The sequence below is a fragment of the Vibrio echinoideorum genome, from assembly GCF_024347455.1.
Classification (GTDB): Bacteria; Pseudomonadota; Gammaproteobacteria; order Enterobacterales; family Vibrionaceae; genus Vibrio; species Vibrio echinoideorum.
The window spans coordinates 3,276,755-3,290,091 of the sequence record NZ_AP025483.1 but is presented as its reverse complement, the minus strand read 5'-3'; the positions used below and the strand labels follow the sequence as shown (position 1 = coordinate 3,290,091).

The 13,337-nt window shown below is 44.8% G+C and carries 12 protein-coding genes and 2 pseudogenes; 9 read left to right on the top strand and 5 right to left on the bottom strand.

Annotated features, from left to right (window positions below; all coding sequences use genetic code 11):
* Positions 1–171 precede the first annotated feature (171 nt).
* From OCV36_RS14860 to OCV36_RS14830, 7 genes and pseudogenes are all read left to right on the top strand, one after another.
* Entirely contained in the window at positions 172–462 is a 291-nt protein-coding gene (locus tag OCV36_RS14860) for a co-chaperone GroES (RefSeq protein ID WP_004733324.1), read from the top strand.
* A gap of 51 nt (positions 463–513) precedes the next feature.
* Positions 514–2,160 (top strand): chaperonin GroEL, encoded by a 1,647-nt coding sequence (gene groL, locus OCV36_RS14855; RefSeq protein WP_017086888.1) that lies wholly within the window; start codon positions 514–516, stop codon positions 2,158–2,160.
* A gap of 234 nt (positions 2,161–2,394) precedes the next feature.
* The gene (locus OCV36_RS14850; RefSeq protein WP_135455595.1) at positions 2,395–3,180 is read left to right on the top strand and encodes a transporter substrate-binding domain-containing protein; all 786 of its coding nucleotides are present in this window, start codon (positions 2,395–2,397) and stop codon (positions 3,178–3,180) included.
* Between the two features lie 325 nt (positions 3,181–3,505).
* A complete protein-coding gene (locus tag OCV36_RS14845) occupies positions 3,506–4,453 on the top strand; it encodes an amino acid ABC transporter permease (protein ID WP_135455594.1) in 948 nt (315 codons plus the stop codon).
* Between the two features lie 17 nt (positions 4,454–4,470).
* Positions 4,471–5,205 (top strand): amino acid ABC transporter ATP-binding protein, encoded by a 735-nt coding sequence (locus OCV36_RS14840; protein WP_135455592.1) that lies wholly within the window; start codon positions 4,471–4,473, stop codon positions 5,203–5,205.
* Between the two features lie 249 nt (positions 5,206–5,454).
* Positions 5,455–6,012 carry a VC2662 family protein gene (locus tag OCV36_RS14835; RefSeq protein WP_004733330.1) on the top strand — a complete coding sequence of 186 codons (558 nt, stop codon included), beginning with the start codon at positions 5,455–5,457 and terminating at the stop codon, positions 6,010–6,012.
* A gap of 262 nt (positions 6,013–6,274) precedes the next feature.
* A pseudogene (locus tag OCV36_RS14830) lies at positions 6,275–7,153 on the top strand (cache domain-containing protein); the annotation flags it as partial.
* A gap of 79 nt (positions 7,154–7,232) precedes the next feature.
* Here the strand turns inward: OCV36_RS14830 and istB are convergent.
* Both istB and istA read right to left on the bottom strand, forming a co-directional pair.
* The gene (gene istB / locus OCV36_RS14825) at positions 7,233–7,973 is read right to left on the bottom strand and encodes an IS21-like element ISVch3 family helper ATPase IstB (RefSeq protein WP_135459317.1); all 741 of its coding nucleotides are present in this window, start codon (positions 7,971–7,973) and stop codon (positions 7,233–7,235) included.
* 10 nt (positions 7,974–7,983) lie between these two features.
* On the bottom strand, positions 7,984–9,516 hold the full coding sequence (gene istA / locus OCV36_RS14820) for an IS21 family transposase (protein WP_135459315.1): 1,533 nt from the start codon (positions 9,514–9,516) through the stop codon (positions 7,984–7,986).
* A gap of 230 nt (positions 9,517–9,746) precedes the next feature.
* Here istA and OCV36_RS14815 point away from each other — a divergent pair.
* A pseudogene (locus OCV36_RS14815) lies at positions 9,747–10,352 on the top strand (GGDEF domain-containing protein); the annotation flags it as partial.
* A gap of 65 nt (positions 10,353–10,417) precedes the next feature.
* Here the strand turns inward: OCV36_RS14815 and OCV36_RS14810 are convergent.
* The 3 genes from OCV36_RS14810 to epmB all read right to left on the bottom strand — a co-directional run bounded on the left by OCV36_RS14810 (position 10,418) and on the right by epmB (position 12,578).
* Entirely contained in the window at positions 10,418–10,906 is a 489-nt protein-coding gene (locus tag OCV36_RS14810; protein ID WP_135459278.1) for an MgtC/SapB family protein, read from the bottom strand.
* Positions 10,907–11,011: 105 nt separating this feature from the next.
* A complete protein-coding gene (locus tag OCV36_RS14805; RefSeq protein WP_004733334.1) occupies positions 11,012–11,542 on the bottom strand; it encodes a prepilin-type N-terminal cleavage/methylation domain-containing protein in 531 nt (176 codons plus the stop codon).
* 13 nt (positions 11,543–11,555) lie between these two features.
* Complete coding sequence (gene epmB / locus OCV36_RS14800) at positions 11,556–12,578, bottom strand: EF-P beta-lysylation protein EpmB (RefSeq protein WP_135459276.1); 1,023 nt, start codon at positions 12,576–12,578, stop codon at positions 11,556–11,558.
* 33 nt (positions 12,579–12,611) lie between these two features.
* On the opposite strand from epmB, the gene efp reads away from it, so the two are divergent.
* Positions 12,612–13,178: an elongation factor P gene (gene efp, locus OCV36_RS14795; RefSeq protein ID WP_004733338.1), complete on the top strand. Its 567-nt coding sequence runs from the start codon at positions 12,612–12,614 to the stop codon at positions 13,176–13,178.
* Positions 13,179–13,337: the final 159 nt, after the last annotated feature.

Sequence of the window (13,337 nt, the reverse complement as noted above, 5' to 3'; positions counted from 1 at the left end):
CTCGCATCCCGTTTACTCGCATCTGCTCTTACCTGTTCTTATCTGCCCCTTAGATCACAATTTTTATCTTTTCCCCCTTGGGTTCTTCCACATCGCCCCAACATATTGGGTAACCCCATGCCAATCGTGGCAACTATCAAATTAAATGGAAATTATCAGGAGATCCGACCGATGAATATCCGTCCTCTACACGACCGAGTTATCGTTGAGCGCCAAGAAGTTGAATCTAAATCTGCTGGTGGCATCGTTCTAACTGGTTCTGCCGCTGAAAAATCAACGCGCGGTACTATTCTAGCTGTTGGCAAAGGCCGCATTTTAGAAAATGGTTCAGTACAACCATTGGACGTTAAAGTTGGCGATACTGTTATCTTTTCTGAAGGCTACGGCACTAAAACTGAAAAGATCGACGGCAAAGAAGTTCTGATCATGTCTGAAAACGACATCATGGCGATCGTTGAGTAATCCGCGCCACACATTGAACTGATTTAATAAAGAATTTTAAAGGAAATTAAGATGGCTGCTAAAGACGTTAAATTTGGTAACGACGCACGTATTAAAATGCTAGAAGGTGTAAACGTTCTGGCTGACGCAGTAAAAGTAACGCTAGGTCCTAAAGGCCGTAACGTTGTTCTAGACAAATCATTTGGCGCACCAACGATCACTAAAGATGGTGTTTCAGTTGCACGTGAAATCGAACTTGAAGACAAGTTCCAAAACATGGGCGCACAAATGGTTAAAGAAGTGGCTTCGCAAGCGAATGACGCGGCGGGCGACGGAACAACGACAGCAACAGTATTGGCTCAGTCTATTATCGCTGAAGGCCTAAAAGCGGTTGCTGCTGGCATGAACCCAATGGATCTTAAGCGCGGCATCGACAAAGCGGTTATCGCGGCTGTTGAAGAGCTGAAGAACCTTTCTGTTCCTTGTTCAGACACGAAAGCTATCGCGCAAGTAGGTACTATCTCTGCGAACTCTGATTCGACAGTAGGTAACATCATTGCTGAAGCGATGGAAAAAGTAGGTCGTGATGGCGTTATCACAGTTGAAGAAGGTCAGGCTCTACAAGACGAGCTAGACGTAGTTGAAGGTATGCAGTTCGACCGCGGTTACCTATCTCCTTACTTCATCAACAACCAAGAAGCTGGTTCTGTTGATCTAGATAGCCCGTTCATTCTTCTTATCGACAAGAAAGTGTCTAACATCCGTGAACTTCTTCCGACTCTAGAAGCGGTTGCTAAGGCATCTCGTCCACTTCTTATCATCGCTGAAGATGTAGAAGGCGAAGCGCTAGCAACTCTTGTTGTGAACAACATGCGTGGCATCGTGAAAGTGGCTGCGGTTAAAGCACCTGGTTTCGGCGACCGTCGTAAATCTATGCTGCAAGACATCGCTATCTTAACGGGCGGCACGGTTATCTCTGAAGAGATCGGCTTAGACCTTGAGAAAGTAACGCTAGAAGACCTAGGTCAAGCTAAGCGTATTACGATCACTAAAGAAAACTCAACCATCATCGATGGTGCGGGTAATGAAGACATGATCAAAGGTCGTGTTTCTCAAATTCGTCAACAAATCGAAGATGCAACGTCTGACTACGACAAAGAGAAGCTTCAAGAGCGCGTAGCTAAGCTAGCTGGCGGTGTTGCAGTAATCAAAGTTGGCGCTGCGACTGAAGTTGAGATGAAAGAGAAGAAAGACCGCGTTGAAGATGCACTTCACGCAACTCGCGCTGCTGTTGAAGAAGGTGTGGTTGCTGGTGGTGGTGTTGCACTTATCCGCGCTGCGTCTAAAGTTGCTGGCCTTGAAGGCGACAACGAAGAGCAAAACGTAGGTATCCGCGTTGCACTACGTGCAATGGAAGCGCCTATCCGTCAAATCACGACCAATGCTGGTGATGAAGAATCTGTTGTTGCTAACAACGTTCGCGCTGGCGAAGGTAACTACGGTTACAACGCGGCTACTGGCGAATACGGTGACATGATTGCTATGGGTATCCTAGATCCAACTAAGGTAACTCGTTCTGCACTTCAGTTCGCTGCATCCGTTGCTGGTCTTATGATCACAACAGAAGCGATGATCACTGATAAGCCACAAGATTCTGGCCCTGCAATGCCTGATATGGGTGGCATGGGCGGTATGGGTGGTATGGGCGGCATGATGTAAAAATCATCCCCTGACTTGCTCCTATAAAGTCTGAAAAGCCCGGTAAATGTAGTGTTTACCGGGCTTTTTGATGTTTATCGTCTACCGCAACTTTTCTCTGATTGGCTCTCCAAAATGTTACTGGTGGCTCTAGGACGAGACAGCTCACTATAAGTTTCCCTTGATACAAGTAAATATGGTTTTTTTTTATTTGATCGTGTATAAGAAATTTTCAATATTGATAAGGGAATATCTATGAAAAAGTTATTGTGTGCTGTTGCACTGACGTTTGCTGCTTCTGCTCCAGCTTTTGCTGATCCAATCTTAGATGACATTAAAGATAGCGGAGAGCTAAAAGTCTGTTTCGATTCGGGTTATATGCCATTTGAAATGACGGCGAAAAATGGTCAATACGTTGGCTTTGATGTTGACTTAGGTAAACAGATGGCGCGAGCAATGGGCGTTAAATATGTACCGGTAAACACGGCTTGGGATGGTATTATTCCGACGCTTCTAACAGGCAAGTGTCATGTGATAATGGGTGGTATGACTATCACGCCAATGCGTAACATTCAGGTTAACTTCGCAGACCCTTATGTGGTGATTGGTCAATCCATACTTATGCAAACCAAATACGAAGGCAAGGTCGCAAGTTACCGTGACCTGAACAACCCTGATTTTGTTGTTGCAACTAAGCTGGGTACAACGGGTGAGCAAGCGATCAAGCGCTACCTACCAAAAGCAAAAGTAAACTTATATGAAACGCAATCCGAGGCGGTTCTAGAAGTGACTAACGGCAAGGTAGATGCCTTTATCTATGACTTGCCTTACAACTCTATTTATAATGCTGAGAATAAAGGGCAATTAGTTCACCTAGCTAAACCTTTCACTTATGAGCCCCTAGGTTGGGCTGTTCCTCAAGGCAACCCTGATACTCTCAATTTCTTGAATAACTACCTGCGCCAAATTAAGGGTGATGGTACGTATGACCGCATTTACAATAAGTGGTTTAACGACGATAAATGGCTAAAACAAATCTAATAATATTGTCTCGGTAAGGGCCACTTTATTTAGCTACGGCTCCTGGATTTTTCATATTTTTGAAAGATCCAGGTCTAAGTTGTCTTACCGATCTTGCATTTGTATTGATACTCCTCGTAGCCAATGAATGGTCATCTTAGCTTGTTAACACACTCGACACTCTCAACAATTTTGTTAGAATTTTCGATTGTAGAATGACTACTTATTGAATCGTTCGTTGGAAAGATCCGTCTTGTTCTCAAGCTTTTTTCTTACGTTATCTCTGCTCACTTACTTACTGTGCTTAATGGTGTTAACCGTTATCTAAATGAATTATCAGAAAACTATGCCAAATAATAATAACTCTCTATTTTGGAACGGCATTCTCGTTCTTATTTTACTATCAACCTGCGGACTCGTTTATCTATCAGGTAAGCAAATTGATTACAACTGGAACTGGGAGAGGGTGATTCCATATATTGCGACGGATGCTGCGTCTACTATTACCGCCCCCGAAGATGGTAGTATTGTCATGTCGGAAAACAATCATCTTGTATTAGAGAGCTTAAGTGGTGATGTGGTTGTCGATCTCAGGGCCTATCAATCTATCGAGGTTTATGAAGGCGATCTGATCTTTGAAGGGGATACCCTGGCAACCATAAAAGAATGGCGAAAGGGCCCATTGCTTGATGGTGTTATCACTACGATTAATATCTCGTTCTGGTCACTTATTATCGCTTTGGTATTAGGTCTTATTATCGGCCTGATGCGTATTTCGGCTAACCCTGCCGTTAAAAAATTATCTATCGTTTATATTGAGATCATTCGCGGTACGCCGCTGTTGGTCCAAATTTTTATTGTTTATTTTTTCATCGGTACCGTTCTAGATTTAGAGCGCTTTACCGCGGGTGTGATTGCACTTTCGATATTTACGGCGGCTTATGTTGCTGAGATTGTTCGTTCGGGTATTCAATCGATTCCAAAAGGACAAATGGAAGCAGCGCGCTCTCTAGGAATGAGTTACCCGAAAGCGATGATATACGTTATCTTGCCGCAAGCTTTTAAACAAACCTTACCTCCTTTGGCTGGGCAGTTCATTAATTTGATTAAAGATTCTTCTCTTGTCTCTGTTATCTCAATTACTGATTTGACCAAAGCAGGTCGTGAAGTCGTCAGTGGTAGCTTTGCACCATTCGAAGTGTGGTTCACGGTGGCTGCGCTGTATTTAATTTTAACCAGTGGGCTTTCATGGGCGATTCAAACACTTGAGAAGAAACTGGCCGCTAGCGACTAATTAGGGATTTATAGCTCATGGAACACATAATTGAAGCAACAAAAGTTAATAAGATTTATCCAAATGGCTGTCATGCGTTGAAAGATGTTTCCGTACAAGTTGAAAAAGGTGAGGTGATTGTCATTGTAGGGCCGTCGGGTTCGGGCAAATCCACATTTCTTAGAGCGCTCAACCAACTTGAAACGATCAACAGTGGTTCTATTATTGTTGACAGCGTAGATATGTATGCAAAATCTACGAACATCAACAAATTGCGTGAAGATGTAGGTATGGTTTTCCAAGGGTTTAACCTTTTCCCTCACAAGACCGCTTTGGGAAATGTAATGTTAGCTCCACTCAAGGTTTCTAACCGTAAATTGGAAGAGGTTGAAAGGGAAGCAAAATCAATTCTTCATAAAGTTGGCTTGTCGAACCGAATGGATAATTACCCCAATCATTTGTCTGGTGGTCAACAACAGCGTGTTGCCATCGCTCGAGCGCTAGCGATGAAACCAAGCATCATGTTGTTTGATGAGCCTACCTCGGCTCTTGATCCTGAAATGGTCGGTGAAGTGTTGGATGTGATGAAAGATCTCGCGAAAGATGGGATGACGATGGTTGTCGTGACTCACGAAATGGGGTTTGCCAAAGAGGTCGCAGACCGAGTGTTGTTCATGGAAAATGGTGAATTACTCGTCTCTGACAATCCGAAGAGCTTCTTCGATAACCCGACTAACTCAAGATTAAAGCAGTTTTTATCTAAGATGTTATAAAAAATAGATTTTTGGGTGGGTGTCAGGTAGATCAGAAGCAAGCCATCTCAAGCCAGAGATGCTGCTGGATTTGTTGAGTGACTAAAGAGTTAGCTGCTCTTAACCATTGCTCTTTATGATTTTGCGTCTTATATTCAACAGTACAGTTATGACATTGATCTAACATGGATAGCTGTTGAATACAGGATAATAAATGCTTGATTGAAAATGGATTAATCAAGTCAACAATAAGTCAGTGGAGACTCCCCAATGAAAAAATTACTTTCAGTACTTGCTGTGTCTGCAGCAGTAATGGCACCGGCGGCATTTGCTTCTTCGCCTGTTATGTTTTCAACGATCAACGGCTTCAATGCTCCGGATTCAGATGCGGTTGGCGGTGTGCGCTTGGCTTTGCTTCACGGACAAGTGAACGACGTTAAAGGTGTCGATCTTGCGGTTGTGGGTATGTCAGAAACACAAACCACGACGGGTGTGAACCTGGGTATTTTTGGTGCGCATAAAGTAAACCAAGAAATGACCGGTGCTTCTTTGGGTATATTCAACTGGAACCCAGGAAAAACAACGGGTCTTAACCTAGGTGCTGTGAACATCACTAATGATGTGAAAGGCGCGAACGTGAGCTTCGTCAACTACTCAGAAGGCAACACTATGGTTGATGTGGGTGCGGCGAACCTTTCAGAAGTGTCGACGGTTCAGGTTGGTATCTTCAACAAAACCAACAAAATCGAAGGCGTACAGATTGGTCTGATCAACTGTGCTGATAACGGTTTCTTCCCGTGCTTCCCGATTGTAAACTTTGCTAAATAAAGCGGTCGTTTAGCCTTTGGTTCTACTATTGGCTTAGCGTATTAGCTTTTTAATTAGCGCATTGCTTTTAGTTAGCGCATACGCGATTAAAGACTAAGTATATCAACGCCTAAACCCTTGTTTAGGCGTTATTATATTCAATTCTACGTCTACGATAAACTTCTCCAACCATCCAATAAGCATTCTGTTTTATATTTGCTATTGCAGTATTTTTACTTATAAGTACAATGTGCGATAAATTCCCAACGATGATTTATATGCTTTGATTAATCCCCATACCGTCGATTTTAAAAAGGCTTTTTTAAGTCTAACCGCCAGTTTTTTAGTAGTTTTGAGCTTGTTGCTCGTTGATTCAGCGGAAGAATCAGATAAACAGTATGGAATCGAAAACCAAGGCGTGACACGCTCTTTAGCGGAGCTCACACAGATCATTAATGCGCTTGAGTACAACATCACTGCGCTCTACCCACTGCATGGTGACACCTACGTATTCTCGCATGAGAAAAAGATCGAAGATGAAACGTGCTATTTCACCAGTGAAGAGCAACATGCCCCTCGCTTTGACTTTATGTTCTCTGGCCCTCGCGAGATGTGCGACCCGAAATCGGACCTTTATACCGAGGCGGGGAAGCGCCTGTTTATCGCGCCGACCATGGCTTATTTTGCCAATACCATAGAGACCATCTCTGCGATTTACTTCATTTCGAAAGAGAAGTTTATTATCTCTTCCCCCTCCGATATTGCCCAATATATGAAAGGCGATACGTTTGACTCTGTCGTAAATAGCCGACCATATTGGATTAATACGATTCGCTTTGGCTTAGCTCAAGGCCAAGATCAGGTAGTGTATACCGGTCAATACGATGATTACTTAACAGGTAAGAAAGTGGTGACCTTAACCAAAGGGATCTACGTTAATGGCGAGTTTAAAGGGGTATTGGGTGTCGATGGCTATGTCTCTAACCTCGTATCGAACCCTACCCATGGTTATAAAGTCACCAGTACTCGAGGCGCAAACAAGTACGGTTTTATGGACTTTACCTACTCCAAGCCTCTCTATGTTGATGACATTAACACCCAGTTATATCTGAGTATTGAAGAAGATAAGATCGAGCACTTTCTGCATGTATTGGCGATGGAGTGCGTATTTCGGTGATTGCGATCGCTCGTTTCGGTTTATTCCGATCACCTGATCCTACCGTTTTTCTCTCTTCTTATTTTTACTCTAAGTGATCGGATTGCGCCAGTTTTCTCATTGACTCACCTCCCAGTTCTATTCTATGACTATTGTGTACTAACCGATCCATTAGCGCGTCCGCGACGGTGGCGTTGCCGATCATGTTGTACCACTCCCTTACAGGTAACTGGCTGATGACGATTGTGCTGCTGTTTTGATAACGCTCTTCCAGCACTTCTAATAAGTGACCCGCATGCTCTTGAGTGAGTTTTTCCATCCCCCAGTCGTCGAGGATCAGTAAGGTTTTCTTAGCCAGCGATTGGAGTTGCTTTTGATAGCTACCATCCAGACGACCAGCGGTCAGGTCGTCAAGCAAGCGAGTTAATCGGTAGTACTTAACCGTTTGTTGTTGGTCACAGGCGCTGGTTGCCAGTGCGCAGGCAAGATACGTTTTGCCTGCGCCTGTTGGGCCTGTAACCAAGATGTTCTGGTGTTTGTATAGATAACTGCCCGTCAGAAGTTCGCTCATCTGTTTACGATTGAGGTTTCGTCCCTCCTTATAGATGAGTTGGCTCGGCTGCGCATCTACTCTCAGCTTGGCTTGTCGTTTTAAGCGTTGGATTTTGCTCTGATTGCGATTCAAGATCTCGCTTTCCAGAAGTAGGCTTAGCCTTTCCTCGAAGTCCAGTTCTGCGTAGGTGGTCAGTTGCTCTTGCTGCTGCTCTAATGCTTTCGCTACATGGCTCAAGCGTAGGGTTTTGAGTTGGTCGTTCAGTGCATTCATATCCTTTCTCCTAGTGATAACTGTTCGGGCCACGAACATTGCTATGAACAAGATTTGGCGTACTCGTGTTGTCTTTACTCAGTTGTCCTTCACGATTGTTTTTCAACAAATTGCTGATGAAGGTGTAATTGGATTTTGTCAGCATCAGCGCATCTTTACAGGCTTGCTCTAGGCGCGATTCGCCATAGGTTTTACTGAGGCTGAGCAAGCCAAGGCAGGAACGATAAGACTGCTCTGGATGAGGCTTGGAGTTCAGCATCTTATTGACGACTTCTCGTGTGGCTGGGCCGATATTGGCTCCCCAGCTAAGCAAGCGCCCTGGCGACCACTTCTGATGTTGATGGTTGCTTGGCATGTGCTCTGGTTGGGTGCTGTTTCCTCGCTCTCTTTGGCTACGTGGATGCTGGGCCACCAAGTTACCTTGATGGTAGATCTGCACCAGGCGATTAGAGGCTTCCAACTCGACATGGTGACCAACAAGTTGATGGGGAACCGAGTAGTAATGACGGCGATATTCGATGTGATAGTCAGGGCCAACTTTGGCTCGTTTAGTTTCGGTATACAGGTAACGCTGCCTAGGCAGTGGCTTTAATGCAGGTTTGTCGAGTTTATCGAACAGCGCTTGGCGGCTGGCGCCATACTGTTTCATCTCACGCTGATTTAACTCATTCATGAGTTCACGGATGGCGAGATTCAACTCTTTAAAAGTGTGGAAGGCTTGGTGTCGCAACCGCATCATGATCCAGCGTTCTACTAGGAGCACGGCATTCTCTGCCTTGGCTTTGTCTTTCGGTTTGTAGGGGCGAGCAGGCATCACGGCTGTTTGATAGTGATTAGCCAGCTTTTGATAGCTGTCGTTCAGTCTCGGCTCATAACGATTGGCTTTGGTGACTGCGCTGCGTAGGTTATCGGGAACTAAGAGTTGTGGTACGCCACCGAAGTGTTCGAACGCATTCGCATGCGCCTCTAACCAGTAGGGCTTCCCTTGGCTGGGGAAGGCTTCAACATAAGTGTAATTGGACGCGCCTAAAGTCGCGACGAACACCTCCGCTTCGCGCACTTCGCCTGTGTCAGGGTTGACCACCTGAAGCCGAGGCCCACAGTAATCGATAAACAGTTTATCACCTGCAACATGAAGCTGGCGCATGCTGCGTTTTTGGGTTTTGAACCAACGAGTGAAGTGCTCGCAGAACTGAGTGTAAGCGTAAGCTTGCTCTTGATATTGCTCATGATACTCCTGCCAGAGCAGCATCTTTGTCATACCTTTACGCCTGAGTTCGACTGCGTATTGAGTGAAGTCTGGCATAACTTTATCTCGACTGACTTTCTTGCCGTGATACAGCGTCTGTGTGAGATCTGCATCGCTGCAACTGTCGGGTAGAGGCCAACCAAGTTGGCTTTGTTTAAAGCGAGTAAGGAGTTCTGATACGGTGGACGGGCCGAGTTTAAGGCAAGAAGCGATACCACGATTTGAGAGACCGCAGTCGTATTTAAGGCGTAATACCTCTTTGATTTTGTTCATTGGAGTTCTCTTTTTGGCCATTGTCGCTTCCTTTCCTTCTTGTTTAAGAAGTAAAGAATAGCGAGCTATTGATTTAAAAGAGAAAAAGGAAGGATTTCGGCCATTACGATCGCGGTTTTCGCTATTCCGATCACCGATTTCGGAGTTTGACTAAAAGTGATCGGATAATCGCGGAATCAGTGATCGGTTTAAACCGAAATGGGTGATCGGATAATCCCGAAATGACTGATCGGAATGCTCCGAAATATGCAATGGAGAAGATTCAGCTTTCGATACTGTTGGTTTTGTATTTGCTCTCGGTTTTATGGCTATGGCGTTTTTATACAAGACAAGAACACCAGCGTTTGAATGACCTAGCAATGCGCGATCCATTAACGGGCTTACTGAATCGACGTGGCTTTGAAGCTCGATTACTGGCTCAGGATGAACAGCCGATTATTGGTGTTGGCGTGTTTGATATCGATGATTTCAAAGTGGTTAATGATCAGTATGGCCACAAAACGGGGGACGAGGTGATTTGCCATGTTGCTCAGTTGATGCTGAACAGCGTTAGGCAGCAAGATATCGTGGCACGGTTTGGTGGTGAAGAGTTTGTTGTCGCGATCACGGGTGAATCCTCAGAGCTGCTTTCATCGATCTTTGAACGAATTCAAAACGACATTAGCCTACAGAGTTATCGATGCCCAACAGGTGACAAGGTGAATATCTCAGTGTCTGGTGGCGCGACGCTCTACTCTCTGTATAAGTTCGACAGTGTCGGGCACTTGTGGGAAAACCAGAGTATTCGTTCGTCTGATGAGCAGCTCTATAAGGCCAAGGCTGCTGGTAAGAACCAGGTGTGTATTCAGGTGTATTAATTAGTTGGATACACAAAGGCCTAGTCGTGTGACTAGGTCTTTTTAATGTCTGTTTCAGGTTGAGGTTACTTCTTCACGCGGCCTTTTCTCATCCACTTCTGATGCACACCACGACGCAGGCTCTGGAAGCTGTTTTCCACTTTATCGACACCAAGCAGGATAACCAGCGCCATTAGCGTGATGATGACAGACTGAGAAAGGTGCCCTAAGGCAATCATCATCCCTAATGCAGCGAGTACCCAGATAATCGCTGCTGAAGTCACGCCATGAATCTTGCCATCCAATGTCATCATGACCCCTGCACCAAGGAATCCAACCCCCGTAATGATCTGACCAAGTACACGGGCCTGATCGAGCGTGTTAGGAGATAGGCTAATCGCCATGGTGAGAAAGAAATAGGTACCACTGATGATCAGAATCGATGTTCGGATTCCGACGGGTTTACCGCGTATTTGCCTTTCTATTCCGATTAAAGAACCACATAACATGCATGCAGCGAGGCCTGCCCAGCTAAAGGGGGCAAGGTTGAGAGTTTGTTCTATAAATTGTGACATATCACCCCTCCTAAAAATTTAGAATAGAGCCGAGTATGCTAATAATAGACCGGACGATCGAACAAAAAATTTTTGTCTTAACGACTGATAGAGGTGACTTAAAAGCTAGCAGCCGTTTGTCGTTAATTCAAAGCTAGGTGCAGAGGAAGAGGTTGCTTCGTTGTAAAGTAAGAAGCAGTCTTCCGAAGATTTCTTCTTACTTTTGGTCATGAAACGAATCCATGGTATTTCTTTAGAAGTATTATGGAAATACCATTCAGCAGGATCATTCGCATTAAATATGGAATCTGCGAAAGTACTTTCAATCAACAGACTCCAAGCATTTGCTGAGTCTGCCGCTGGGTACCCATATGCAAGTTCTATGTTGTCACCTTCGATTGTAATTTTAGCAGCGCTTAACTTTTCTAAACCTTGCTGAATTGCAATCGGGTAAACCATGTCAGCAGCACTTTGCATACCGCCTCTCAAACCTTGAAGGGCTGAAATTCGAGCATCACTCTGTAGATTGAGAAATTTCGACGCCGCAGTCACTGAAATAATGCCTAGAATCACGATCACCACAACCAGTTCGATAATGGTGAAGCCTTTCTGTTGAGTCTGTGATTGTGAGCGAGCGGGTAAGGCATTGGGGTTCATTGATACGACTTCTTTATTCAATATGTAGATCGAGTGGCGTCTTGCTGCTGCGTCCGCCAATTTCACGAGTTAACTTAGGTACGAGGTAGCCAGAAACCTCAGAGATTAATCCCTTAAAGTGACGCTTGGCTTCTTCATCAGAAATATAGAAATGAGCGGCGCCCTGAACTTTATCAAGTACATGCATATAGTAAGGTAAAACACCGGCGTCGAATAGCTTTTCGCTTAATTCTTTCAATGAGTTAGCGCTGTTATTTATACCTTTTAGCATCACTCCTTGATTGAGTAGAGTGGCCCCACTTTGCTTAAGCTTATGAAAGGCTTGCTTGAGTTCTAAGTTAATCTCGTTGGCATGATTAATATGGCTGACCATCACTACATTGAGGCGAGTTTGAGCTAACAGTTGGCACAGTTCATCCGTCACTCGAACTGGGATTACAACCGGTAATCGGCTATGAATTCGAACGGTTTTCACATGCGGGATCTGTTCGATGGCATTGATCAGCCATTCGAGTTCACTGTCCTTTGCCATCAACGGGTCGCCACCGGATAAGATAACTTCGTTTATCTCGGGATGTTGGGCTACATAGTCGAGGCTGGTTTGCCAAACAGACTTCGATCCCTTGTTATCTTGATAAGGGAAGTGACGGCGGAAGCAGTAACGGCAGTTAATCGCGCAGCCTCCTTTTACAATCATCAGTGCACGATTTTTATATTTGTGCAGCAACCCTGGGATCGCGTTTTCTTGCTCTTCTAGTGGATCGGCTGAATAGCCTTGATGAACCTCGAACTCTTCGTTGAGTGGTAACACCTGACGCAATAGAGGGTCGTGTGGGTTGCCTTTTTCCATTCGTTCGACAAAGCTAAGGGGTACCCTAAGTGCAAATAATTCACGAGCAGCGAAGCCTGCTTGCCACGGTGTTGGGTCTATTTCCAATGCCTCAAGCAGTTTTGACGGGTCAGAGATCGCATTCGATAGTTGTTTGAGCCAGTTTTGCTCAACAGATTCGACTTTTCGGGTTATGATATGCGGCATTGAAATTAACTCAAAGATGTGGAAGAGAAAATCATGGCGTCAGTAAGCACCAATGAATTCAAAGGCGGTTTAAAATTCATGTTAGATAATGAGCCTTGCGCAATTATCGACAATGAATACGTTAAGCCAGGTAAAGGCCAAGCGTTTAACCGTGTAAAACTTCGTAAACTGCTGTCAGGCAAAGTGTTAGAGAAAACATTCAAGTCAGGCGAAAGCTTCGAGCTTGCAGATGTTGTTGACGTTGAATTAGGCTACCTATACAACGATGGCGAATTCTACCACTTCATGAACAACGAAACATTTGAGCAAATCGCAGCAGACGTAAAAGCAGTCGCTGATTCAGCAAAATGGTTAGTTGAAAATGACGTTTGTACTCTAACGTTGTGGAATGATAACCCTATCACTGTTACTCCGCCAAACTTTGTTGAGATCCCAGTAACTGAAACTGATCCTGGCCTGAAAGGCGATACACAAGGTACTGGTGGTAAACCTGCGACTCTAGCAACAGGCGCGGTCGTTCGTGTACCTCTATTCATCGCTATCGGTGAAGTTGTTAAAGTTGATACTCGTACTGGCGAATACGTTGGTCGTGTGAAGTAATTTGATTGTGTCCACCTTGTTTAGGGTGGCTCAGTGAAATAGAAAAGGTCGCTTATGAGCGGCCTTTTTTGTATCTGGCGATCAGGAAAAGCAGAAGGGCAGATGCGCGTAAACGAGATGCGGGATACGAAGAGCTTGAAGAGCAAGAGCGAGTTAGAG